The organism is Micromonospora sp. DT15 (assembly GCF_049841475.1).
GTDB lineage: Bacteria > Actinomycetota > Actinomycetes > Mycobacteriales > Micromonosporaceae > Micromonospora.
On the sequence record NZ_JBNCKJ010000002.1, the window covers coordinates 331256 to 356340 of the forward strand.

Sequence of the window (25085 nt, forward strand, 5' to 3'; positions counted from 1 at the left end):
GGTCGCGGCCCATCATGCACGACCGTGGGCCGCCTGCCAAGCGCGAAAGCTCGGCCCGGTTCGAGGAGTCCGGGAACATCCATGATGGACATTCGGGGCGGGTCGGAGCAGGGAGCAAGCGGACTTAAGGCTACAAATGGTCGAAGTCTTAACGGAAAGTAGTCTCCCCAGGTCGTAGCGCAAATGAGGAAGGTTGCCGCCACTCTGGCTTGACAGCCGATCGAGCGTGCTGCAACCTACAGCGGCATATCGATGAGTAGCAGCACACGGGGGTGTGAAGCTGTGACCGCTGACTTGGCGGCATTCTGCCGTGCCGAGGCGACACGAATATTGTTGGGCGCTCCGCTCCCGCGTGAATTCCGTCCACCCGAGTTGTCTCTTTCTCTTTTCTGACATTCTCGTCGACCGATGAGTCGGCGTCGTTACGCCGTGCCCGTGAAGAGGTAGCGGCGATCCACACCCGGCTTCGTGGGGCCTTCGCAGGTCTCGCGGCCGGCACGTGCCTGTCTCCGCCTCGTAGCCCGTCCTCGATCCAGGGGTGACCATGTCCTTCAGCATTCGCCGTCTGCCCGACCCGCGCGGTCGGCTGACCGATCTGCGTGGTCGGCTACCCCGGCAACGTTCGATGTTCGGCTCCGGCACCACCCGGTCGGTCCTGGCCGCCGCTCTGGCCGGTGTGCTGATGCTCAACCTGGGCGGCAGCGGGGTGACGGCGCTGCCGGCGGGCGGTGCCCGCGACCGGGACGGTGTGGCCTCCGCCGGTCGGGGTGGCGGCGGCGCGAAGCCGAACCAGGCATGGGGCTCGGCGGCCGGCAAGGCTCACGTGACACCCGGACGCCCCAACCGTGACCTGCCGAAGTCCATGCGCGGGCAGTACCCGTTGCACAAGCTCGCCGACAAGCCCGCCCCGGGGCGCAACAAGGCGTCCGTCGCGACGGCACCCGTCGAGGACGCCCCAGGCTTCGACAAGCGAACCAGCCGGGAACGACCGGCCGAGCGCGACGTCAACCAGCGGGTCTTCGACAACGCCGACGGCACCCAAACCACCGAGTTCTCCTCCTCCCCGATCAACTACCGCAAGCCGGACGGCACCTGGTCGCCCATCGACCACGCCCTGGTGCCGACCGCCGACGGGTGGGGGATCGCCGCCGACTCGGTCGGTCTGCGCCTCGCCGGCAACGGCGCCGCGACTCAGGTGGCCCGGCTGAGCTTCGACGCTGACACCGACTTCGGGTTTGGTCTGGCCGAGGCGTCCAACGCGCCGGGCCGGGTGGACGGCAACGCCGTCACCTACCCCGGCGTACGCCCCGACGTCGACCTGCGTCTGGAGCCCCGGGCGGGCGGCGTGAAGGAGACCCTGGTCCTGCGCTCGGCCAAGGCACCCGCCTCGTTCGTGTTCCCGCTGAGCCTGCGCAACCTCACCGCGAAGCTGGTCGACGGTCAGATCGTCCTCAGTGACCGCGACGGGCGTCAGCGCGGGGTCATCCCCCCGGGTTACATGGTGGACGCCGGCACCGGCACGGCCGGTCCCGCCACCTCCACCAAGGTGGCGTACGAACTGGTCACCACGGGTGGGCAGACGGCGCTGAAGGTCACCCCCGACCGGGCCTGGCTGACCGACCCGGCCCGGCGGTACCCGGTCGAGGTCGACCCGACCGTCGGCCCGCCGGTCGCTGCGATCAACGCCGACAGCAGCATGTACGTGCACGGAGACAGCTCCACGTCCGGCAGCAGCGAGTTGCTCGTCGGTCGCTCCGGCGGGTCCAACGCGGCGGCCTACCTCAAGTTCGGCAACCTGGTCAGCCGACTCCAGAACCACACCATCCACGGGGCGGCGCTCTCCGCTGTCAACTTCGACGCGGCTTCCTGCAAGGCGCGCGCGGTCAGCGTCCACCCGGTCACCGGGTCGTGGTCGGCCGGCACCGGCTACTCGTACCCGGGGCCGGCAGTGGGTGGCGCGCTGGTCAGCCGCTCGTTCGCCCACGGGTACGTCGCTCTCGGCCAGTCCCAGTCCGCCTGCCCGGCAGCCGGGGAGATGTTCGACCTCGGCGTCGGCGGCCGTAACCTCGTGCAGCGCTGGGCCAACGGCCAGCAGGCCAACAACGGTCTCTCGCTGCGCGCGTCGACCACCGACACCTCGGCGTGGAAGAAGTTCGCCGGCACCGGCACGGCGAACCCGCCGGCGCTCTACGTCACGCACAGCCCGTACAACGCCGGGTACGCGATCCCGAAGCCCACTCCGGAGCCGGCCGTCCTGCGTAACCAGGACGGCAAGGTGAAGGTGACGGTCACCAATCTCGGTGCCGAGGCGTGGACGCCGGCCAACTACTACCTCGCCTACCGGGTCTACAACGCGCAGACCGGCGTCGCGGTGACCCAGCAGCGGGCGGCGACCCTGCCCACCACCCTGGCCCGTGGCGCGAAGGTCACCCTCGACGCGACGGTCAAGCGGTTGGAGCCCGGCTCATACTTCCTCGACTTCACCATGGTGCGTACCGGTGGAGCGGTCTTCACCGACCACCAGGTGCCACCCGGTCGGATCGTGCTCCAGGTGTTCGACGTTCCGCCAGTCGTGCAGGAGCTCTACCCGGAGAACGGGTACCAGGCTCCGACGCTCACCCCGTTGCTCTGGGCCCGGGCCGTGGACACCGACGCCGCACCCGGTGCCACCTTGTCCTTCAAGTTCGAGATCTGCGACCAGACTGACGCCGGTGCGGCGACCAACTGCACCAACTCCGGCTACCAGGCCAAGCAGTCCTGGGTGGTGCCCGCCGGCCGGATGGTCTGGGGCAAGAGCTACCTGTGGCGCTCCTTCGTCAAGGACAGCGCCAACGAGGTCATCTCGCCGTACTCGACAATGCTCAGTTCGGTGCCACAACCGGACCTGCTGTCCCGGATCGCCACCTCGCCCAACGCCGAGCAGGGCCGCGAGTTCGACGCTCAGACCGGAAACTTCGCCACCTCCGCCGTGGACGCCACGGTGGTGACCGTCGGTCCGGAGCTGAACCTGGTCCGCACCTACAACAGCCTCGACCCCCGCACGACCGGTGTCTTCGGCGCCGGCTGGTCCAGCCGGTACGACATGACGCTGGTCCCTGACAACGACGGCTCCGGCAACGTGGTGGTCCGCTACCCGGACGGCCAGGAGGTGCGGTTCGGCAAGAACCCGGACGGCACGTACGCGCCGCCGCCGGGCCGGGTCGCGAAGCTCACCGTCGACAGCAGCAACTGGAAGCTTGTCGACCGCACCGGCAGCACGTACCAGTTCTCCCTGCTCTACAAACTCCAGAAGATCACCGACAACTCCGGGCACTCGGTCAACCTGACCCTCGACCCGATGACCGGCAAGCTCGCCCGGGCCCAGGTCTCCAACAGCCAGAGCAACACCGCCGGCCGTTCGCTGACCTTCACCTGGAACGGCAACCGCATCGCCACGGTCAGCACCGACCAGGTCAACGGCGCGAAGCTGACCTGGAACTACACCTACGAGGGTGACCTGCTGACCAAGGTCTGCGGCCCGGAGTCCGCCTGCACCAACTATGCCTACGCGGCCGGTTCGCACTACCGCACCGCCGTTCTCGACGCCAAGCCCGACTCGTACTACCACCTCGGCGAGGCCGAGGGCACCGGCGCGGCCAGCGACGTGGCGATCAACCTGGGCAAGGACGCCGGCACGTACCGCAACAACGTCACCCTGGGCCAGCCCGGCGTGCTGGAGGGCACCAACGGCACCGCCGCGGCCTTCAACGGCACCTCGGCCTACCTCGAGTTGCCCAAGGGGCTGGTGAAGAAGAGCCGTGACGTCTCCGTCGAGCTGTGGTTCAAGATCGGCCTGACCCAGACCGGTGGCCCGCTCATCGGCTACCAGGACAAGGCCGTCGGCACCGCCGCCACCAGCGGCGTCCCGCTGCTCTACACCGGCACCGACGGCAAGCTGCGCGGCCAGTTCGCCACGGGCACGATCGCACCGATCACCTCGGGCATCACTGTCAACGACAACAAGTGGCACCACGTGGTGCTCTCCGCGATGGCCAACACCCAGACCATGTATCTCGACGGGGTCAAGGTCGGTGACCTGGCCGGGCAGCCGATCGAGCACTCGCTGCTGACCTTCAACCAGGTTGGCCTCGCCTCGGCGACCACGCCCAGTTCCTGGCCGGCCTGGGGCGGCACCGCCCAGCGCTACTTCGCCGGCACCATCGACGAGGTCGCCGTCTACTCGCGCCCGATCGGCCCGGACACGGCCAAGGCGCACTTCCAGTACGCGAAGCCGGCCGCCCAGCAGCTGACCCGGGTCACCCTGCCCAGCGGTCGGGTCGCCACCGAGGTCGAGTACGACACCGCCACCGACCGGGTCAAGGAGTACACCGACGACAACGGCGGCACCTGGAAGCTGGGTCAGCCCACCGTCTACGGCGGCGACACCGACCTGCGGCGCAGCGTCCAGGTCCTCGACCCGGCCAACCGCCCCTACCTGTACGAGTACGACGCGCTCGCCGGTCGACTGCTGCGCTCCGGCACCCCGCTCGGACTGGAGACCCGCGAGGAGGACCGCCCCGGGCAGACCAGCCCGACGCCGAGCCCGCCGCCCACCGAGGTCTGCACCCAGCCCGACCCGAACGACCCGGCCTTCTGCACCGTGATCCCCGGCGACGCCGGTGGACCGATCTTCGTGCGGCACCCGTTGGACGGCATGGCCATCCGCTCGTTCTCCTACAACGCGGACGGCCAGCAGAGCAAGGTCACCAACGAGAACGGTGACACGGTGGAGATGACGTACGACAGCCGGGGGCGTCTCGCCACCCGCAAGAGCTGCCGTACGTCCACCCAGTGCTTCACGAACTACTACACCTATCCGGCTTCCATCACCGACCCGTTCGACCCGCGCATCGACCTGGCGGTGGAGCAGCGCGACGGCCGCTCCAGCGGCCCGACCGACAACAAGTTCCTGACCACCTTCACGTACCGGGAGCGCACCGGCCAGCTCCTCACCCAGACCAACCCGGACCTCAGCAAGGTCACCCACACCTACACCAGCGGCGGCGAGGCCGGTGTCAACGGCATCCCTCCGGCCGGGTTGCTTGCCAGCAGCATCACCAACGGGCAGACCAAGCCCACCAGCTACGCGTACTACGCCAACGGTGACCTGTACAAGGTGACCGAGCCGTCCGGGCTGGTGACCGAGTACACCTACGACGCGCTCGGCCGACGGATCACCGAGAAGGTCATCTCCGACACCTATCCCGCAGGCGTCACCACCACGATCACCTACGACGGGCACTCGCGGGTCGCCACCGTCACCGGCCCGGTCACCACCGACGCCGTCACCGGCAAGCAGCACCAGAGCCGAACCGTCAACGAGTACGACGCCGACGGCAACCCCACCAAGGTCACCGCAACCGACCTGCTCGGTGGTGACCCCGAGCGGGTCACCAGCACCGAGTACGACGACGAGGGACGGCCGGTCCGGGTCGTCGACCCGGAGGGCAACGAAACCAGCTACGGGTACGACAGGTTCGGCAACAAGACGACCATGACCGACGCCAACGGCAACCGCTACGACTGGGCGTACACCGCCCAGAACAAGGTGGCCGAGGTGCGGCTGCGGGACTGGCGCAGTGACCCGGCCGGCACCCCCGGCACCGGCACCGGCGACTACCTGGTCCTGCACTCCTACTCGTACGACTTCGCCGGACGGCTGGCCAGCGACACCGACGCCATGGGTCGGCGACTGGAGTACAAGTACTACCGCGACGACCTGTTGGAGAAGATCACCCTCAAGGACTTCCGCAACCCTGACGGCTCCAAGCGGGACTACGTCGTGGAGGAGAACACCTACGACGGCGCCGGCAACGTAACCCGCAAGGTCGGGGCCAACGGCACCCAGATCACCGACCATACGCCGGACGAGGCCGGCAAGGTGAAGAGCACCGTGCTGGATCCGACGGGGGTGCGCCGGACCAACACCTTCACCTACGACTACAACGGCAACGTCAAGCAGACGGTCCGGACCGGAAACCCGTCGAACCTGAACTGGGAGGTACTGGCCACCTCCGAGGTCGTCGACTACACCTACGACGACGCCGGCAACGTTCTCACCGAGAAGGTCACCGCCGGCAGCAGCACCCGGGTGACCAGCTACACGTACGACAGGCGCGGCCTGCGCACCTCGGTCACCGACCCGCGTGGCAATGTGAGCGGCGCCGACAAGGCGAAGTTCACCAGCACCTTCCGCTACGACGAGCTGGGCCGCCAGGTCGGGCAGAGCGGCCCGACCGTCCTGGCCGAGAGCGACGGCAACGCCGCCGTCTCCACCAACCCGACCAGTTCGGTCGGCTACAACACCTTCGGCGAGCAGGTCGCCGTCAAGGACCCGCTCGGGCGAGTCTCCACCTCGGAGTACGACAAGCTCGGCCGGGTGGTGCGCAGCCTCGCGCCGATGTACCTCGCGCCCGGTGTGACCCAGCCGGTCACCCCGGAGCACAAGCGCCGTTACGACGCCCTGGGCAACGTGCTGGAGGAGACCGACCCGGCCGGCATCACCAACTACACGTACGACCAGCTCAACCGGTTGACCATCCGGGACGAACCGTCGAAGACCAACGACGACCGCGCGCTCACCCGTTACACCTACACCCGCACGGGCGAGGTCCTGTCGGTCACCGGCCCGACCGGCGCCCGGGTCGAGTCGACCTACGACGACCTCGACCGGCAGGTCACCCAGACCGTCGTCGAGCGTCGGCCGACCACCCGCAACCTGGTCAGCAAGCTCGTCTACGACGACGCGGGCAACCTGACCTCGTCGTCGTCCCCGACCGGGGCGACCACTGTCAACACCTTCAACGGGGCCGGCGACATTACCCGCAGCACCGCGCCGACCGGCGAGGCCATGATCTTCGGGTACGACTTCGCCGGCCGCGAGGTCCGGGTCTCCGACGGCCTCGGCCGCACCACCCGGAGCGGCTACGACCAGTTCGGTAACCGCACCAGCACCACGAACCTCAAGGCCGACGGTACGGTCCTGCGCACCCAGAGCTACGGCTACGACGTGGCCGGCAACATGACCTCGTCGAAGGACCCCTACAACACCGTCACCACCTACGAGTACGACGCGGCGGACCAGCTCGTCAAGCAGATCGAGCCGACCGACGCCGACCCGATCACCACCACGTTCGGGTACGACGCCGCCGGCAACCGGACCCGCTACACCGACGGCCGCAACAACTCCACCATCTACACGTACAACACGTTGGGTCTGCCGGAGTCGGCGATCGAGCCGTCCACGGCGAGCCACCCGGCCGCCGCGGACCGGACCTGGACCGTCGCGTACGACGCCGACGGCAACGCGGTGCGGCTCAGCGCCCCGGGTGGGGTGAGCCGCATGCGCACCTACGACGCGGCCGGCCGACTGACAGAGGAGACCGGTTCCGGGGGTGACACCCCGACCGCGACCCGAACCCTGGACTACGACCAGGACGGCCGGCTGAAGAGCGTCAACGCCCCCGGTGGCAGTAACACGTACAACTGGAACGACAGGGGTGGTCTGCTGTCCACCGCCGGCCCGTCCGGCACGGCGAGCTTCGACTACAACGACGACGGCCGGGTGACCACCCGCACCGACCTGACCGGCACAGCCAGCTTCGGCTACGTCAAGGGTCGCCTCGACACGCTCACCGACAGCATCACCGGCCAGCAGCAGAAGCTCGGCTACGACGCCGCCGGTGACGTCAAGACCGTCGACTACGGCGCCGGCCGCGTCCGCACCTTCGGTTACGACGACTACGGGCGGGTCGCCAGCGACGTGCTGCGCAACGCGGGCGGCCAGACGGTGGCCTCAATCACCTACGGCTTCGACCTCAACGGCCACCTCACCAGCAAGAACACCACCGGCACCGCCGGGGCCGGCGCCAACACCTACGACTACGACAAGGCCGGCCGGCTGATCTCCTGGACCAGCCCGGCCGGGACCATCACGTACGCCTGGGACGCCAGCGGCAACCGGGTCCGGGCCGGGTCCAAGACGGCGGCCTTCGACGAACGCAACCGCCTGCTCTCCGACGGCGACTACACCTACGCGTACACCCCGCGGGGCACCCTGCGGACCCGCACCAGCTCGGGCCTGGCCGAACAGTTCTCGTTCGACGCCTTCGACCGGCTCACCGGGGCGCAGAACCAGACCTACACCTACGACGGCCTGGACCGGGTCGCGTCCCGCACCGGCAACTCCTTCGTCTACGCCGGGCTGGGCGACGAGGTGGTGCACGACGGTTACGAGTACTACGGCCGCGGCCCGAACGACGAGCTGCTCGCCACCGTCCAGGGTTCCGACAAGCGGCTGTCGCTGACCGACGCCCACGGTGACGTGGTGGCGGCCATCAACCCGGCAGACACCCAACTGTCCACGCTGAACGACTCCACCGCGTACGACCCGTTCGGCAAGAAGGTGACCAGCACCGGCAGCACCGGCCGGCTGGGCTTCCAGGGGGACTGGACCGACCCGGAAACCGGGCAGGTCGACATGGGCGCTCGCTGGTACCAGCCCGGCACCGGCACGTTCACCTCGCGCGACAGCGTCAACTACACCACCGGCGACTCGATGCTGGCCAACCGCTACACCTACGGTGCTGGCGCCCCGCTGGACTTCGACGACCCGGACGGCCACTGGCCGCGTTGGATGAAGCGCGCCGCCAGCGCGGCCGTGAATATCACGTCCAATGTCGTCAACACGGCATACAACATCGGCGCCTCGATCTACAACGGCGCCAGGAGCGTGATCTCCTACGGCTACAACCTCGCCGTGTCCGGTCTCAAGGCGGTTGGCCGGGTCATCTCCAGCACCGCGAAGTGGATCGGCGAGAAGACGATGAACGCCGTCCGCTACGTCGGCAGCAAGATCCAATCCGGACTCAACCAGGTCGCTCGCGCCGCCGACTGGGCAAAACAACAGAAGCAACTCATCGCGCAGCGTATCTATCAGGCCAAAGTCGCGGTGACCGCCGCCGCGAAGTCGGCCATCCAACAAGCTGTCAAGATCACCAAGCTGCCGGTGATCCAGGCCCTGACGAAGCCACTTATCTCGCTCGGCAAGGTGGTCTCCACCGGCTTCAAGATGGCCGCGAGCGTCGTCGCGGTCACCACAATGGCCATTCAGGACCCAAAGAAGTACAGCCAGAACCTATGGCTGGCGGCCGCGCAGAAGCTGGCGCCGCTCGTCGAGGGCGCCGAGAAGATGTGGGACAAGGCGACCCAGTTCGTCGAGGATCACGCCGCCGAGATCGCCGGCTTCGCCGTCGGTGCCGTCGTCGGCCTGGGCTGCGCCGCGGCGATCGGCTGGACCGGTGTCGGAGCGGTGGCCTGCGGGGCGCTCGCCGGCGCGGTCGGCTCGGCGGTCACCGGTTACATGGACGGCAAGCGCGGCTGGGACCTAGCTGGGGCCACCGCCATGGGGGGCCTCTTCGGCGCGGCGGGCGGAGCGCTCGGCGCGGTTGCCGGCCAAGCTGTCGGAGCCGCCGTACGGGGACTCTCCGGAGTGGCCGTGAGAGGAGCTAGTGCTGCTGCCTCAGCTGCCGCCAGCACGGGCCGCACTGCGGCTGGTGCTGCGGGAGCTTCCGGACGGATGGTTCTTATGGATTCGGCCGACGCCTTCGCTCAGAACGTCACCCGGACCGCACAGAAGCCGGGATGGTTTGATGTCGTCGCTCACGGGTCGAGGAATTCCGTCGAATTAGCGGATAAGACGAAGATCAGCCACCGTACACTTGCGCGACTTATTCAGAACCACCCGGACTATGAAGGTCAAGGGGTGCGGTTGCTGAGTTGTAGTACCGGGGCGGGTGCTAATTGTTTCGCCCAAAACCTCGCCAACCGCATGGGCGTCGACGTAATGGCGCCTGACGGTAAGCTCTGGGCCGGTACTGCTGGCACACTTCGGGTCGGCAATGAGTGGCGGACTGCTAGGATTTCGAGAATATTTGACGTATTTTCACCGAGGCGGGGGTGACTTCTGTGCGGGATATTGGCTACTTTAGAGAACTTCCTCATGGGGATGCAGAGGGGCCTAGCTTGGCCGAAGCTCAGGGTGAGTTGGCCGAGGAGTTCGTTACCATAGCTGCTGAATACCTGAAAAACGGGTCGGTGGTTGCGGCAGCTTCTGGATATGCGTTCGACGAGCTGGCCCCCGATCGCCCAGAGATTGCGCCACTCTCCATTCTTACTGACGGCAAGTGGTCTTGGCCGAGCGATCTCTCATATTACGTGCGAAAGTATCGGATTGGCCTGCCGAAAGAGTTCCTTCAGCACGCGGCGGCACGTGGTTGGCGAGTGCAGAACCTAACTCAAGCGGAGCTTGAAGAAATTAGCGAAAATATGTAGCCTCATGTCGACAGCTCGAGCGCCAGGTGTCTGAAAGTGATGAGCAGGGTCAGAACGCTTGGTGCTTTGTTTAGGAGTCCGTCAGGAACTGCATTCGTAGTTATCACGTCCGGATGTTGTGGCAAGCAAGAAAGCTGAAGTGGAGCTGCCGGAATGGCTGTGAGTTTACGGGCGCGCTTCGCGCTCGCAATGGTTTTAGTTCTCGGCGCGGTTGCTGGTGGGTTTCACATCGGCGTTTCCGGGGCGTACGCCGACGCTGCCGGTAGGGGTGGTGACTTCGTGCCGATCGACAGCGTGCCCCTCCTGGACACCCGGGACGGCACCGGCGGCACCACCGGTGTTCGGGGCGCCAAGTCCGTCACCACGTTCAACGCCGTCGGCATCGCCGGTATCCCGACCAGCGGGGTCAGCGCGTTGATGGTCGATGTGACGGCCATCTACCCGACCGCCAACACGTTCCTGACCATCTACCCGGACCTGACGGACCCGAAGGCTTCGGCCATGAACGCCTCCATCGGTGAGGTCATGACCAACTCGGCGGTGGTCAAGCCCGGTACGAACGGCAAGCTCGCGGTGCGCAACGCGGGCGGCAACGTCCACATCAGAGTGGACGTGGTGGGCTACTTCACCACCGCCACCGGCAGCATCGGCTCCGGTTTCGTGCCGGTGAACCACACTCGGGTGGTCGACAGCCGGACCGGACAGGGAATCACCGCCGGCACGATGCCCACCCGTGGAACGCGTACCGCGAACATCTCCGGCAGCGGGCTCGTGCCCAGTTCCGCGACGGCCGTCATGTTGGACGTCGTGGTCATCGGTGCGACCGGCAACGGCTGGTTGACCGTCGGGTCGAGCACGGCCGCGGAGACGGGCATCGACTACGCCAAGGGCGCCACCTCGATGGGGATGGTCGTCAAGCTGAACCCCGGTGCCGGCGGCGCAGTGGTGTTGGAGAATCGCGGGCAGGCCGTGCACGTCGCCATCACCGTCCAGGGCTACTGGACCGGCAGCCCGACCACCGGTGCCGGCCTGCGCACGGTTCCGGCGACCACCCTGTACGACAGCCGCTTCCCCAGTGGCGCCCAGCCGGTGCCCGCCTACGGCACAGTCGATGTCGCGGTCGCGGGCACCAACGGCCTGCCGACCCGTGGCATCGCCGCGGCGGTCCTCAATGTGCACGCGGTCGCCCCGACTGTTGACGGGTTCTTCAACGTCACGCCCCTGGGCAGCGCCTTGAACGTTGCGTCGACGACGAACTTCCCCGCCGCGCACGTCGCCCGGTCCAGCATCGTGGTGACCAAGCTGGGCACCGAGGGGAAGGTCCAAATCAGGAACGCCAGCAGCGGGACCGTGCACATCGTGGTCGACCTGCAGGGCTGGTACGCCGACCCGATGCCGTTCCTGCCGACTGAGTCCTTCTCCCGCTCGACGGCCTTGCAGGGGGAGCCGAGCGACGGCAGCTCGCTCGGGGTCATCGTCTACGCGCACACCGACAACACCGGGCAGGTGCGGGTCGTCCACCAGCAGAACCCGGACGACTTCAGCAGCGTCCAGCACATTCCCCAGTTCGGTGCGGAGGCGTTCACCGGGCAGCCCGCCCTGAATGTGCAGAACGGCACCAAGCAGGTGCAGATCAGCGCCCTGCACACCACCGGCACCGTGTGGACCGGTGCCCAGACGGCGGCGAACGCGGCGACCTGGGCGACGACCGGGAACCTCGGCGGCACCATGGTGGGCCGGCCTGCCTCGGTCACCCTCGCCGACGGCACCAGCGTGATCTTCGCCGTGGACGTCGATGGTCGCCTCTGGCACTACCGACAGACCGGGACGGCTGCGTCGTGGAAGAGCCTCGGTGACGTCGACCTCACCGGCGGCGTGACTCTGGTGAAGGTCGACGCCGGTGTCCGACTGGTCGCCACCACCATGACCGGCACCATCAAGACCGCGCTCTACTCCACCGACGGCACCCTCGGTGCGTGGGTCGACCTCGGCGGAAACGGGACCGGTGTGCCAGCCGCCTTCATCAACCAGGGCTACCGGACCGCCGTGGTGGCCCGTGCCGCCGACGGTTCGCTGATCATGAAGAAGCAGGAACTGGGTGGGGCCTGGCCGGCGACCTGGCAGACGGTGGGTACGTTCACCGCAGCCGGTTCCCCGGCCGCGATCCTCGACCCGGCGTTGGGCCGGATCGCTGTCGTCGCCCGCGGGCCCGACAACGAGATGTACCGGGTGTACGAGACCGAGCAGGGCTCCAGCACCTTTGGTGAGTGGCTGCGCCTCTACGAGAACCCGAGCGACCCGACCGCCGCCACCGCCGCCACCGATCCCACCATCGCGCCGATCCAGAACTCCGGCGGAACCGGCTTCGTAGTGGTCTACCGCAACCGGAACAACACCACCATCGCGCTGGACCGGCGGTTCGCCGCCCCCGGTGGAATGGCGGCAGCGAAGGCCGGCCCGTCGGCGGTCAGCTTCACCGCACACCTGATTCCGACGCCGAAGTCCTGAGCCTCGGCACCACCAGCTTGGGGGCCTTCGTCCACGTGACGGAGGCCCCCGGGTCGTTGTTCACCGGCTCGGTGCCTGCTTCCTAGACTGGTGCGATGAGCGTTGGCACGGACGGTCGGGGGATGGCCGCGTTGGCGGCCCTGCTGGCCGACGGCACCCGCGCCGGGATGTGTCTGGCGCTGCTCGACGGGCGGGCATGGACCGCCGGTGAGCTGGCCCGGCGCGCTGGTGTCGCCCCGTCAACGGCCAGCGACCACCTCACCCGACTCGTCCGCGGTGGGCTGCTCGTCGAGGAACGGCAGGGCCGCCACCGTTACCTGCGGCTGGCCGGGCCGTCGGTGGCCCAGCTCATCGAGGACCTGGCCGGGCACGCCCCGGCCACGCCCACACCGACCGGGTCGCTGCGCGCGGCGACCGCGAGCGCTTCCCTGGCGTACGCCCGGACCTGCTACGACCACCTCGCCGGGCGGCTGGGCGTGTTGATGTACGACGCGCTGCTCAGCGAGCGCCGACTCGACCGGGCCAGTGGCTTGGCGCTCACGCCCGACGGGTGGGCCTGGGCGGCCGGGTTGGGCGTACCCGTGGACGTGCTGCGCGTCGCCCGCCGCCCGGTGGTCCGCGACTGCCTGGACTGGACCGAACGCCGCCCGCACCTGGCCGGGTCGCTCGGCGCGGCGCTCTGCCGCCGCTTCACCGAGCTGGGCTGGATCAGCCAGGGCATAGGCCGCGCCGTCCGTCTCACTCCCGCCGGCCGCCCCGGCCTGGCCGCGGCCCTGGCCATCCCCGAACACACCCTCGACCTGCCGGTAGTCCCGCCGCCCACGAGCGGTCGCGCCTGACCGGCGAGCAGCGGGTGACAGTGGCGGGATCGTTCGGTGTGGGGCGAACGGTTCGCGCCCTACGGTCGGGCGGTGACTGACACCTGGCCGCACATTGCGCCCGCCCCGGGAACACCCTCGTGTGGACCGCCCTCGTTCGAACCGGAACGCGGTTGGTGGGTGACCCGGCACGCCGACGTGCGCGCCGCGCTGACCGACCCGGCGTTCCAGGTGCCTGCCGTCGACACCGGTCCGCCCGGCACCCTCGCCTGGCTGCGCGCCACGGTCAGCCGCTTCAGTCCACCGCTACGGCACGCCGACCGTCGGGCGGTCGCAGTGCGCGCGCTGGCCCCGCTGGACCCGGACGACCTGCGACTGGATGCGGTGCGGCTGACCGTGGCCGTTCTCGACCGTGCCGGCGACAGCGTCGACGTGATGCGGGAACTGGCCCGGCCGGTGCCGCTGCGGACGTTGGCCGATCGCCTCGGTTTCGCTGATCCGGCAGCCGTCGGGACGGCGGTCGCGGTCGTCGCGGCGGCGTACCACCCGGGGGTGGACCCGGCCCTGACCGCGCGGGCCGACGTGGCGGTGACGACGCTGCTGGCGCTCGCGCCGCAGGGTCCGCCGGAGGTACGGGCGAACCTGATCGGTCTGCTGGTCCAGGCGTGTGATGCCACCGCCGGCCTGATCGGCGCCGCCGCCCAGCACCTGCTGCCCCCGGGTGTGCCGACCACGGCACGGACCGCCGACCTGCTGGCCGAGGTGCTGCGCCTCGACCCACCGGTCCGGGCCACCCGACGAGTCACCGTCGACGAGGTACGGCTGGGCGGGCGGGATCTGCCGGCCGGAAGCCCGGTGCTGCTGCGCTTCGACGCGGCCAACCGTGACCCGCAGGTGTTCACCGAACCCGCGACGTTCCGGCCCGGTCGGCCCGGTGCCGGGCAGTTGACCTTCGGGGCGGGGGAGCGGGGTTGCCCCGGCGACCGGCACGCCCTGGCGCTGGCCACCGGTGTGCTCGACGTGCTGCGGGAACGCTGCCGGCGCGGCCACACCCCGATGAGTTACGAACCGCACCCGACCCTGCGGGTGCCGACAACCCTGGAGGTGAGCGCCCGATGATCGAACGTCAGGCCGCGTTCCACGCCCTGCACCGCGCCGGCCGCCCTCTGCTGCTGCCCAACGCGTGGGACCACGCCTCGGCGGCGGCGCTCGCCGCGCGTGGACATCCGGCCATCGGCACCACCAGCCTCGGGGTCGCCGCGACCGCCGGCCTTCCCGACGGCGTCGCGGCCACCGCAGCGGAGACCCTCGCCCTGGCCCGCCGGCTGGCTCGGCTGCCGGTACTGCTCAGCGTGGACGTGGAGGCCGGATTCAGCGACGACCCGGCCGAGGTCGCCGAGTACGTCAGGGAGTTGGCCGGGCTCGGCGTGGTCGGGATCAACCTGGAGGACGGGCGGGCCGACGGCACCCTCGCCGAGACCGAGGTCGCCGCTGCCAAGATTGTGGCGGTGAAGGCGGCGGTGCCGGAGCTGTTCGTCAACGCCCGCACCGACACCTGGTGGCTCGGGGTGGACGAACCACTGCCGCAGACCCTCGCCCGTGCACATGCCTACCGGATGGCCGGTGCCGACGGGATCTTCGTGCCCGGGACCGCCGACCTGGCCACCCTGCGCGTCCTCACCGAGCGGATCGACGCTCCGGTGAACGCGCTGTACCAGCCGGGCGGCCCAGGGCTGGCTGAGTTGGGCGGGGCCGGGGTGGCCCGGGTCAGCACCGGCTCGCTGCTGTTCCGGGCCGCGCTGGGCGCCGCGCTCGCCGCCGCCGACGCCGTCCGCGGCGGCGGGCCCACCTCTGCGGGAGGACTGCCGTCGTACGCCGAGGTGCAGGCCCTGGTGCCCAGGGGCGGCGACTGACAGCGGCGGCCTGGGCGCTCGCGGTGCGGGGAGGGCTTGGCTTGGCTCATGCTCTGCGTCCCTTCGGCGCGGCGGTGTTCCGGCCCGCGCGGGACGACCCGGTGTGTGTTGGTCGGTGCCTTTGGAGCTGAATCGTTTGTGACATCACGGGCCCGCTTGCTCCGGGCTTCGGGCTCGCGCTCGGGTGATCTCCCCAGGCGGGCCGCCGCCAGGACCGGGGCGCGGCGGTGGTGATTCGTTGACGACATCAGCTCCAAAGGCACCACATTGACGTGCCACCGCCTGGTGCCGGTGCGTCGTCCGCGCACCCTTCGAGGGGAGATAGGAGGAATGTTCGGTCCGTTCCGGTCCCGATGATTACGGTGTGTTTCAGGGCGAACCTACCCAGTGCCGTGACCGGAGAGAGGGACCCGTCATGCGAGTGCCCAGCCGTAGCCCGGGACAGCAGCCCGGTTCGCCTCCGTCGCCCACCGCCCCGGCCCGCCGTCGACCCTCCGGTGCGACCCCCCGCCGCGTGTCCGCCCCCGCCCCCGACCTGCCCGCTTACCGGGCCGCCGTCGCCGAACTGCTGGTCGAGGTCGGCGCACTGGCCGACGCGGCGAGCACCCGGGCCCGGCAGGTGCTCATCGACGAGCGGCTGCGGGAACCGGCGCTCGCCGCCGTCCTCGACGCCACCCCGCAGGGGCTGATCGGCGCGCGCGAGACGTTGCTGCTGGAGATGGCCCGCTACCAACCGAACGAGCGCACGTCGGCGACCGACCTCAGCGCGCTGGTCCGGATCTACCTGCTCTCCCGCATCGACGTGCTGTGGTGGCAGGACGCGCCGACCTTCGTCACCGACGACCAGGTCAACGGCAGTCCCGAGCTGGTCGACCTGGAATGGTTGCGCCGCCGCGACCTGCTGCGCTTCCGTTACCAGGAGCAGCCCGCCACGATACTGGGCCGGGCCGCCCGCGGGCTGCGTCGCCGGCTGCGACCCGACGCCACCCCGCGCACCGCGGGGCTGCTGTTCCGCCGCGCCCGGCGCGAGGTGGTGGCGCTGCTCAACGACATCGGACGGGAGTTCTCCGCCGTCGCGCCGCCGGCCACCCCGCCGCTCTGGGTGACCAGCCTGGTCCGCAGCGCCGAACACCAGTACCGGCTGCGCCGTCTGGGCTACGCGGCGATGCTGCCCAGCGGGCACTGCCTCGGCTACTCGGCCGACGTCGAGTTGGCCTGGTTCGAGCGTTTCGGCGCCCGCGAGGCCCTGGCGGAACTGCTGCTGAGCCGGCAGGAGGCCGGTGAGCTGAACGTGATCGACGAGGGGCAGGCCTGGCACCTCTGTCTCGCGCCCACCGCCCGGCGTCGTCTACGCCGGTCCTACGAGGCTGAGATGGGGGTCTGAGCCGGTGTGCGGCATCGCGTTGAGCATCGGCCCCGAGGCCGACCCGGCAACCTTCCGGCGGATGCTCGCCGCCCTGGCCCCGCGTGGTGAGGTCACCGAGACCCGGTCCGAGAGCGGGCTGCTCGCCGGCACCCGGCGGCTGCGGATCGTCGACCGGGACCGGGCGGTGCAGCCGTGGACGTCGACCGACGAGCGGTGGCTGCTCTGCTTCAACGGCGAAATCTTCAACCACCGGGAGTTGCGGGCGCAGCTGACCCGCCTGGGGCAGACCTTCCGCACCGAGAGCGACACCGAGGTGCTGCTCGCCGCGTTCCAGCAGTGGGGCGAGGCGGCGGCAACCCGACTCCGCGGCGAGTACGCCTTCGCGGTCGTCGAACGGGCCACCGGCCGCGCGTACCTGGCCCGCGACCCGCTCGGGGTCAAGCCGCTGTACTGGTCCCGTCGACCCGGCTGCCTGCACCTCGCCTCCGAGGTCAAGGCACTCGTCGGGCACGGCACCCCGATCGCCGAGGTGCCGCCCGGGCACCACGGCTGGGCGGAGGCGGACGGGCACGTGCGACTGAGCCCGTACGTCGACCTGCTCACCATCGCCGACGGCCTGCCGGTCATCGACGACCCGGACGAGGCCGCGCTGCTGGTCCGCGCCGCGCTCAGCGACTCGATCCGGATGCGGGTGGAGACCGACCTGACCGTCGGGGTGGTGCTCTCCGGTGGCCTGGACAGCTCGCTGACCCTGCGGCAGGTCCGCGACATTCACCCGGACTGCGTCGCGGTGACAGTCGGCGTCGCGGACAGCCCCGACGTGGCGTACGCCCGGCGGCTGGCCGCCGACCTCGACGTGCCACACGTGGTAGTCGAACTGCGCCCGCGCGACATCCGGCTCGCCGACGTCCGCGAGGCCGTCCGGATCTCCGAGCTGACCGAGTACGGCGACATCATCAACGCGGTCGTCTCGGTGCCGATCTTCCGGCGGCTCCGCGATCTGGGCATCAAGGTGGTGCTGACCGGCGACGGCTCCGACGAGCTGTTCGGCGGGTACCCGATGTATCACCAGGTCGCCCCGGCGGCGGCCCGCCGATTGTTCCTGCACCGGATCCGCAACCTGTGCCGCACCGAGTTGCAGCGCGTCGACCGGGCCGCGATGGCGTACGGCGTGGAGGCCCGGGTGCCGTTCCTCGACCTCAGCGTGGTGGAGCTGGCGATGCGGTTGCCGGTGGATCTGAAGCTGCGCCACGGGCAGGAGAAGTGGATCGTCCGGCGGGCGTTCGCCGACGTGCTGCCGGACTACATCCTCCGCCGTCCGAAGAACCCGATGTCGTACTCGTCGGGGTTGCACGAGCGGGTCCGGCTGTACAAGCCGCTCTTCGCCCGGCTGCACCGCTCCTTCGGCTACGACCTGCAGGAGCCGGTCCGTCGCGACTTCGACACCGTGCTGAGCCGCTGCGGCAACGACCTGGACCGGGCCATCGCCGACGGGCTGACCCGACCCGACTACACGGTCCTGGAGCACGCCCGCGACCTGGTCGGCGCGGCCAAGTGGAACGCCGCTCCGATGGTCCGCCGGCTGGTCGGCCCGCGCCCCGCCCGCCACTGACGGCTGCCCCGCACGCCACGCTTGACTCTGACACGGTGTCAGGGACGAGTGTGAGGGGGCCATGTTCACCATCGGAGACTTCGCCAGACTCGGCCGGGTGTCGGTGCGGATGCTGCGCCACTACGACAGCATCGGCCTGCTGCCCCCCGCCAGCGTCGACCCGCACACCGGCTACCGCTTCTACCGCGCCGACCAGCTGCGCCGGCTCAACCGGGTGATCGCCCTCAAGGAGCTGGGCCTCACCCTCGAACAGGTGCGCTCCATCGTCGACGACGCCGTCGACGTGGCCGAGCTGCGCGGCATGCTGCGGCTGCGCCGGAGCCAGCTGGCGGAACAGTTGGCCGCCGACACGGCCCGGCTCACGGCCGTCGAGGCGAGGCTTCGGATGATCGAGTCGGAGGGTCGGATGACCACCCAGGACGTCGTCCTCAAGGAGATCGCGCCGGTCCGCGTGGCGGAGCTGACCGCCGTCGCGCCCAGTTATCAGGGTGAGGACATCGGCCCGGTGATCCAGCCGCTCTACCCGGAGTTGTTCCGTCGGCTGACCGCCGCCGGGATCACCCCGACGGGGCCGAGCATCGCCTGGTACGAGCCCGTCGACCCGGGCGGCGACGCTGTCGTCGTCCACGCCGGTGTGCTCGTCGACGTCGAGCCGTCCGCGGCGCCCGACGTCACGGTGCGCGACCTGCCGGAGCTGCACACTGCCGCGACGACCATCCATCACGGGGCGATGGACGACGTCGAACCGAGCATGCAGGCGCTCGCCCGGTGGATCGAGGAGAACGGCTACCGCACCGACGGCTTCGCCCGGGAGGTCTACCTCGACTACTGCCCGGACACCCCCGAGAAGGGCGTCACCGAGCTTCAGGTCGCCGTGTACCGCGACTGAGCGCTCAGCTCACCAGCAGCAGCGCGCCGACCGCGGCGAGCGTCGCGGTGACCGCGAGCAGGGTGCTGGTCAGCACGAAGCGGGTCACCGGCACCGCGACCCGGGCCGCCCGGCAGCGCTCGAACCACAGCAGGGTGGCCAGTGACGCCCAGGGGGCGGCCAGCGGGCCGACGTTGGTGCCGATCAGCAGGGCCAGCAGGCGGGTGTGGTCACCGGCCGGCAGCACCGACTCGCCGGCCAGGTAGGCGGGCAGGTTGTTCACGGCGTTGGCGAGCAGCGCTCCGGTGCCACCGGCGCGCAGGGCGCCCAGGGCGCCGCCGTCGGCGCCGACCAGGGTGCCGACCAGGTCGTCCAGCCCGTGCCGGCCGAGGGTCTGCACCACCAGGAACAGGCCGGTGACGAAGAACAGCAGGCGCACCGGGACCAGCCCCGGGCGCAGCGTGGCGGGGGAGCGGACCAGGAACCCGACCAGCACCAGCGCGAGCCCGACGGTGGAGGCGATCTCGATCTCCACGCCGGCGAGGATGCCGGCGACGAAGATCAGGCAACCGGCGAGCGCCGTACGGTGCAGCACCGGGTCGGCCGGCACGTGCCGGGTCGGCGGGACGAAGCGCCCACCGGCTGGCCGCTCCCGCCGCCACCACAGGAACCAGAGCAGGGCCATGGTGACCGCCACGGCGGCGAGCTGCGGCAACGCCATCCGAGCCGCGTACGTCAGCGGTGCCAGCCCGACCCGGTCGGCGGCGAGCAGGTTGGTCAGGTTGGAAACCGGAAGCAGCAGGCTCGCGGTGTTCGCCAGCCAGACCGTGGTGACGGCGAGCGGGGCGGCGGGGATCCGCAGGTTGCGGGCCAGCGCGAGCAGCACCGGGGTGAGCAGTACGGCTGTGGTGTCGAGGTTGAGTACGAGGGTGGTCAGCGTGGCGAGACCGCCGCAGAGCAGGAACAGCGCGGCCCACCTGCCCCGGGAGGCGATGGCCAGTCGGCTGGCCAGCACGTCGAAGACACCGGCCACCGCGGTCAGCTCGGCGAGCACGATCACGGTGCCGAGGAACAGCAGCAGCGGCAGGATCCGGTGCAGGGTGGCGGTGGTCTCCGCCCGGGGGAGTAGCCCGCTCAGCGCGCAGGCCGCCCCGACGACGGCGAGGACGGCCGCCACCACGTCCAGCGGGTGGGGCCGCCAACGCGTGGTCGGTTCGGGCGGGGCTGCGAGAGTCACAACTGTTCACGTTGACACAGGGTCTGACCAGGTGCCCGGCAACCCCACGCCCTGGTGACCAGCCCCACCGTGGCGACCTGCCGCCGGACACGGGCCGGGCCCGGCCCCCGACGATCGGGGACCGGGCCCGGTGTGGTGCGCGGTGCCTACCAGCCCAGGTAGCTGGGCTGGGTCTGCACGTTGAGCTCCTGGTAACGGGTCAGCTTGGCCGACCAGGTACGCCAGTCGTTCAGCTCCAGGACGTCCAGGCCCTTCACCATGTCGTTCGAGTAGATGTGGCCGTTGTAGTAGTACGCGGACCAGGTGCCGCCGCCGACGAAGGTGTCGGCCGACAGCGGGCCGCGCTCCCAGAAGGCGATCTCCTTCGGGTTGGCCGAGTCGGTGAAGTCGAACACCGAGATGCCACCCTGGTACCACGCCTGGACCATGATGTCCTTGCCGAGCACCGGGATGAGCGAGCCGTTGTGCGCCACGCAGTTCTCGGTGTCGGCGTTCGCCCGCGGGATCTTGTAGTAGCTGCGGAAGGTCATCGTCCGGGCGTTGCCGCGGCCGGCGATGTCGTAGATGGCGTCCGCCCCGCGGTTCGGGCCGACGGCCTCGTTGCAGGTCGCCGCCCCGCCACCACCCAGCTCGTCGGTGAAGATCACCTTGGTGCCGGAGTTGTTGAAGGTGGCCGAGTGCCAGAACGCGAAGTTGGTCTCGTCCCGGACCCGGTTGATGACCCGGGGGGCCTCGCGGTTCTTGATGTCGAGCAGGATGCCGTCACCCATGCAGGCGCCGGCGGCCAGGTCCTTCGACGGGTAGGCGGTGATGTCGTGGCAACCGGTGGTCGCCGAGCCGGTCGGGCTGCCGGGGAAGCCACCGTCCGGGAAGAGGTTCGGCGTCGCGACCACTGCCGCGTCGGTCGGCTTCTTCAGCGGCACCTTGACGATGGAGATGGAGTCGTGCGGCGGCTGGCAGTCCGGGAATTCGGCCCGCGGGCTGTACGACGAGACGTACAGGTAGACGGCCTTGCGGTCCTTGCCCGGCACCAGGGTGTGGGTGTGGGAGCCACAGGCGGTCTCGACGGACTTGATGTAGCGCGGGTTGGCCTTGTCCTTGATGTCGAAGACCTTGATGCCCTCCCACGAGCCCTTCACGTCCGCTCCCTGCGTGGTGCTGTTGCAGGAGTCGTCGCTGCGCGACGAGTCGGTGGAGAGGAAGAGCAGGTCACCGTGGACGGAGATGTCGTTCTGCGACCCCGGGCAGAGCACCCGGGCCTTGACCGTCGGCGCGCTGGGCCGCGAGATGTCGTAGATGACGAAGCCGTTGTAGTTGCCGGCGAACGCGTACTTGCCCTGGAAGGCGATGTCGCTGTTCGTCGCGTCTAGTGGGGCGACCTTGGGCAGGTTGGCGATCTGGCGCAGGTTGGGGCTGCTGACGATCTCGTCGACGCCGGGGATCGTGTTGGTGAGCGCGGGGGCCGGGGCCGCCTGCGGCACCGTCTGGGCGCTGCTCGCCGGGGCGACGAGGGCGCTGGCGACGAGGAGGCCGGTCGTGGCGAGCGCCACGACACGCAGTTGTCGTAACCGTGGCTTGTGGAATCTGATCATCGGCGGGGCCCTTCGCAAGGGGGAGACGATGGTTGACACGTTACCGTCCGACGAAGATCGTCGATGTGAGCTGGATCACATGAAAGCGTGTTCTTCAATGGATAGCATCGCGGTGACCTCGACTGCAGGGAGTGGCCCATGACCAACCGGCGCGCACGCATCCTGGCCGTCGTCACATTGGCTCTCGTGTTGCCGCTGGTGGTGTTCATGGTGATCCGCCTCGACGGCGACACCGGTACGAGCGCACCGCAGCCGGTCTCCGCCCCCGCCACCTCCGCCGCGTCGCCGCCGGCCAGCCCCGTCCCCACCGACCTGACCGTCATCGCGCCCGGCCGTCCGGGCGAGACGGCGGCCACCCGCCCGGCGCACGAGGTCCGCGACGCCGGTCCCGCCCCGCACAACTCGCTGGACGTCTGGTTCGTCCGGATGATGATCCCGCACCACGCGCAGGCCCTGGCGATGGCGGAGCTCGCCCCCGACCGGGCCGCCGACCCCGACGTCCGGGCGATCGCCGAGCGCATCCGGGCCAGCCAGGGGCCGGAGATGGGCATGATGCGCGGCTGGCTGCAGACCCGTGGCCTCCCGGCGGAGGTGCAGGGGCACGACCACGGCACCATGCGCGGCATGCAGTCGCCAGAGGCGATGCGGCAGCTCGCCGCGGCCCGTGGCGCTGACTTCGACACGCTCTTCGTCCAGATGATGACCGAGCACCACCAGGGCGCTATCGAGATGGCCACCAACCTGCTCACTGTCGGCTCCGACCTGACGCTCAACGAGTTCGCCAACTCCGTCGCCACCGAGCAGACCGTCGAGATCGACCGCATGCGCGAGGTCCTCGGCGGCTGAGCCCGAGCGCCCCGGCACGTACGCTGGGTGACCGTGACACGCACCCTGTTCGGTCGCCCGCTGCGCGGCGTCGCCTTCGACGTGGCCGTCGCCGCGCTGGTGGTCCTCGTCTCCCTGGCCGCGGCGGTGAACCAGCCGGGCGGTTGGGCGGCCACGGCGGTCGGCCTGGGGATGGCGGTGGCGTTGCTGTTCCGCCGCACCCACCCGAGCGCGGTGACGGTGGCGGTCGCGGCGCTCGCGCTGATCCAGGTCATCGCCCGCTGGGGTCCACTCATCTACGACGTGGCCGTCCTGATCGCGCTCTACAGCGTGGTGAAGTACGGCCGGCGGCTGCGCGACGGCGTGTTGGCCGGCGCTGTCGCGGCCGTCGGGGTGCTGCTGGCCGCCGCGCAGACCCCCAACGTCATCCAGTGGTGGGTGACCGCGCTGTGGTACGCGCTGGTCACCGGCGCGGTGTGGTTGGTCGCGCTGAACGTGCGGACCCGCCGGCTCTACGTGCTCAGCCTGGAGGAGCGGGCCACCACCCTGGAACGCGAGCGGGAGGCCGAGTCCCGGGCGGCGGTCGCCGAGGAACGCACCCGGATCGCCCGTGAGCTGCACGACGTGGTCGCCCACAGCATGGCCGTGATGATCGTCCAGGCGGACGGGGCCCGGTTCATGCTCGACCGTGACCCCGCCCAGGCGCGCACCGCCGTGAAGGTGGTAGCGGACACCGGCCGGCAGGCCCTCGAAGAGATGCGCCGCCTGGTCGGCGTTCTCCGCGACGCCGGCCCCGCCGGCGCGGACGGGACCGACGGGCTCGCTGTGGCGGCCGACCCCGAGCACCGACGCCTCGCGCTGGCCGAGCTGCCCGACCTGCTGGCCCGGTTCGACGACGCCGGTCTGCACGTCCGCAGCACCGTCACCGGTGTGCCCCCGGCCCTGCCACCGGGCCTGGAGCTGACCGTCTACCGGGTGGTGCAGGAGGCGCTGACCAACGCGCTCAAGCACGCCGGCGTCGGCGCCGGCGTCGAGGTCGTCCTGTCGTACACCGCCGAGGCCGTCGTGGTCCGGGTGGTCGACGACGGTCGCGGCCGCCCGCTGGTCAGCCCGGCGCCGTCCGGCGGTCACGGCCTGCTCGGCATGCGGGAGCGGGTGACGGTGTACGACGGCAGCCTCACCGCCGGTCCCCGGCCGGCCGGGGGCTGGCAGGTCGAGGTTCGGCTGCCGCTACCGTCAGAGCCGGCAATGGAGGTGATCGCGGCATGACTGTCCGGGTAGTGATCGTGGACGACCAGGCGCTGGTCCGCGCCGGGTTCCGGATGGTGCTGGAATCCCAGCCCGACCTGGAGGTCGTCGGGGAGGCCATCGACGGTGCGGACGCCCTGCGGGTGCTCGCCCGCACCGAGGCCGACGTGGTCGTGATGGACATCCGGATGCCCACGATGGACGGGGTGGAGGCGACCCGTCGACTCTGCGCCGAGCGGCCAGCGGGTGGCCCTCGGGTGCTGGTGCTGACCACCTTCGACACCGAGGCGGACGCGTTCGCGGCGCTCCAGGCCGGGGCGAGTGGCTTCCTGCTCAAGAACGTCCCGCCGGAGGAGCTGCTGGCCGCGATCCGGGTGGTGGCCCAGGGTGACTCGGTGGTGGCTCCGTCGATCACCCGGCGTCTGCTGGACCGGTTCGCCGGGCAGCTCGGCGCCGCCCCCAGCGCCGACCCTCGACTCGCGCAGCTCACCGAACGGGAACGGGAGGTGCTGCTGCTGGTCGCCCAGGGGCTGTCCAACGCGGAGATCGCCGCCCGGGTGCACGTGGCCGAGGCGACGGTGAAGACCCACGTCGGGCGGATCCTGGGCAAACTCCAGCTGCGCGACCGGGTCCAGGCGGTGGTCCTGGCGTACGAGAGCGGGCTGGTCACGCCCGGCGGATGACACCGCGTACGACCTGGGTCGTAGCGGCCGGCGTTCGCACCGCG

Annotated in this window: 14 protein-coding genes; 12 read left to right on the forward strand and 2 right to left on the reverse strand. The window is 70.1% G+C overall.

Going from position 1 to position 25085, the window contains the following annotated elements; all coding sequences use genetic code 11:
- The first annotated feature begins 544 nt into the window (after positions 1-544).
- The 9 genes from ACLQ3F_RS05660 (at position 545) to ACLQ3F_RS05700 (ending at position 19477) form a co-directional block, all read left to right on the forward strand.
- Positions 545-10000: a LamG-like jellyroll fold domain-containing protein gene (locus tag ACLQ3F_RS05660; protein ID WP_425846773.1), complete on the forward strand. Its 9456-nt coding sequence runs from the start codon at positions 545-547 to the stop codon at positions 9998-10000.
- 62 nt (positions 10001-10062) lie between these two features.
- Positions 10063-10371, forward strand: coding sequence for a hypothetical protein (locus tag ACLQ3F_RS05665; RefSeq protein WP_425846775.1), 309 nt, complete (start codon positions 10063-10065; stop codon positions 10369-10371).
- A gap of 279 nt (positions 10372-10650) precedes the next feature.
- Positions 10651-12879 (forward strand): hypothetical protein, encoded by a 2229-nt coding sequence (locus ACLQ3F_RS05670; protein ID WP_425846776.1) that lies wholly within the window; start codon positions 10651-10653, stop codon positions 12877-12879.
- Positions 12880-12974: 95 nt separating this feature from the next.
- Positions 12975-13718, forward strand: coding sequence for an ArsR/SmtB family transcription factor (locus ACLQ3F_RS05675; protein WP_425846778.1), 744 nt, complete (start codon positions 12975-12977; stop codon positions 13716-13718).
- Between the two features lie 159 nt (positions 13719-13877).
- Complete coding sequence (locus ACLQ3F_RS05680) at positions 13878-14816, forward strand: cytochrome P450 (protein ID WP_425846781.1); 939 nt, start codon at positions 13878-13880, stop codon at positions 14814-14816.
- The gene (locus tag ACLQ3F_RS05685; RefSeq protein WP_425846783.1) at positions 14813-15610 is read left to right on the forward strand and encodes an isocitrate lyase/PEP mutase family protein; all 798 of its coding nucleotides are present in this window, start codon (positions 14813-14815) and stop codon (positions 15608-15610) included. The genes ACLQ3F_RS05680 and ACLQ3F_RS05685 overlap by 4 nt, the downstream gene beginning before the upstream one ends.
- Before the next feature lie 415 nt (positions 15611-16025).
- A complete protein-coding gene (locus ACLQ3F_RS05690; protein WP_357230068.1) occupies positions 16026-16994 on the forward strand; it encodes a DUF5715 family protein in 969 nt (322 codons plus the stop codon).
- Positions 16995-16998: 4 nt separating this feature from the next.
- Entirely contained in the window at positions 16999-18588 is a 1590-nt protein-coding gene (locus ACLQ3F_RS05695) for an asparagine synthetase B family protein (protein WP_357197801.1), read from the forward strand.
- Between the two features lie 61 nt (positions 18589-18649).
- Positions 18650-19477 carry a MerR family transcriptional regulator gene (locus ACLQ3F_RS05700; RefSeq protein WP_425846787.1) on the forward strand — a complete coding sequence of 276 codons (828 nt, stop codon included), beginning with the start codon at positions 18650-18652 and terminating at the stop codon, positions 19475-19477.
- Between the two features lie 4 nt (positions 19478-19481).
- Here ACLQ3F_RS05700 and ACLQ3F_RS05705 read toward each other — a convergent pair whose 3' ends face one another.
- Together ACLQ3F_RS05705 and ACLQ3F_RS05710 are read right to left on the reverse strand one after the other, a co-directional pair.
- Positions 19482-20693 carry an SLC13 family permease gene (locus ACLQ3F_RS05705; RefSeq protein WP_425846789.1) on the reverse strand — a complete coding sequence of 404 codons (1212 nt, stop codon included), beginning with the start codon at positions 20691-20693 and terminating at the stop codon, positions 19482-19484.
- A 146-nt stretch (positions 20694-20839) separates the two neighbouring features.
- Positions 20840-22285 carry an LVIVD repeat-containing protein gene (locus tag ACLQ3F_RS05710; protein ID WP_357197810.1) on the reverse strand — a complete coding sequence of 482 codons (1446 nt, stop codon included), beginning with the start codon at positions 22283-22285 and terminating at the stop codon, positions 20840-20842.
- Positions 22286-22423: 138 nt separating this feature from the next.
- Between ACLQ3F_RS05710 and ACLQ3F_RS05715 the strand changes: the two genes are divergently transcribed.
- From ACLQ3F_RS05715 to ACLQ3F_RS05725, 3 genes are read left to right on the forward strand one after another with little or no spacing between them, the layout of a single operon-like run.
- Positions 22424-23131, forward strand: a complete 708-nt coding sequence (locus ACLQ3F_RS05715; protein ID WP_425846791.1) for a DUF305 domain-containing protein — start codon at positions 22424-22426, stop codon at positions 23129-23131.
- Positions 23132-23158: 27 nt separating this feature from the next.
- The gene (locus ACLQ3F_RS05720) at positions 23159-24379 is read left to right on the forward strand and encodes a sensor histidine kinase (RefSeq protein ID WP_425846793.1); all 1221 of its coding nucleotides are present in this window, start codon (positions 23159-23161) and stop codon (positions 24377-24379) included.
- On the forward strand, positions 24376-25041 hold the full coding sequence (locus ACLQ3F_RS05725; RefSeq protein ID WP_357197819.1) for a response regulator transcription factor: 666 nt from the start codon (positions 24376-24378) through the stop codon (positions 25039-25041). The genes ACLQ3F_RS05720 and ACLQ3F_RS05725 overlap by 4 nt, the downstream gene beginning before the upstream one ends.
- Positions 25042-25085: the final 44 nt, after the last annotated feature.

What these genes read in the sequence shown, in the direction of transcription:
- ACLQ3F_RS05675 (WP_425846778.1), top strand. Translation starts at nt 12,975, where the DNA reads ATGAGCGTTGGCACGGACGGTCGGGGGATGGCCGCGTTGGCGGCCCTG.
- ACLQ3F_RS05710 (WP_357197810.1), bottom strand. Translation starts at nt 22,285, where the DNA reads ATGATCAGATTCCACAAGCCACGGTTACGACAACTGCGTGTCGTGGCG.
- ACLQ3F_RS05725 (WP_357197819.1), top strand. Translation starts at nt 24,376, where the DNA reads ATGACTGTCCGGGTAGTGATCGTGGACGACCAGGCGCTGGTCCGCGCC.
- ACLQ3F_RS05685 (WP_425846783.1), top strand. Translation starts at nt 14,813, where the DNA reads ATGATCGAACGTCAGGCCGCGTTCCACGCCCTGCACCGCGCCGGCCGC.
- ACLQ3F_RS05660 (WP_425846773.1), top strand. Translation starts at nt 545, where the DNA reads ATGTCCTTCAGCATTCGCCGTCTGCCCGACCCGCGCGGTCGGCTGACC.
- ACLQ3F_RS05715 (WP_425846791.1), top strand. Translation starts at nt 22,424, where the DNA reads ATGACCAACCGGCGCGCACGCATCCTGGCCGTCGTCACATTGGCTCTC.
- ACLQ3F_RS05700 (WP_425846787.1), top strand. Translation starts at nt 18,650, where the DNA reads ATGTTCACCATCGGAGACTTCGCCAGACTCGGCCGGGTGTCGGTGCGG.
- ACLQ3F_RS05690 (WP_357230068.1), top strand. Translation starts at nt 16,026, where the DNA reads ATGCGAGTGCCCAGCCGTAGCCCGGGACAGCAGCCCGGTTCGCCTCCG.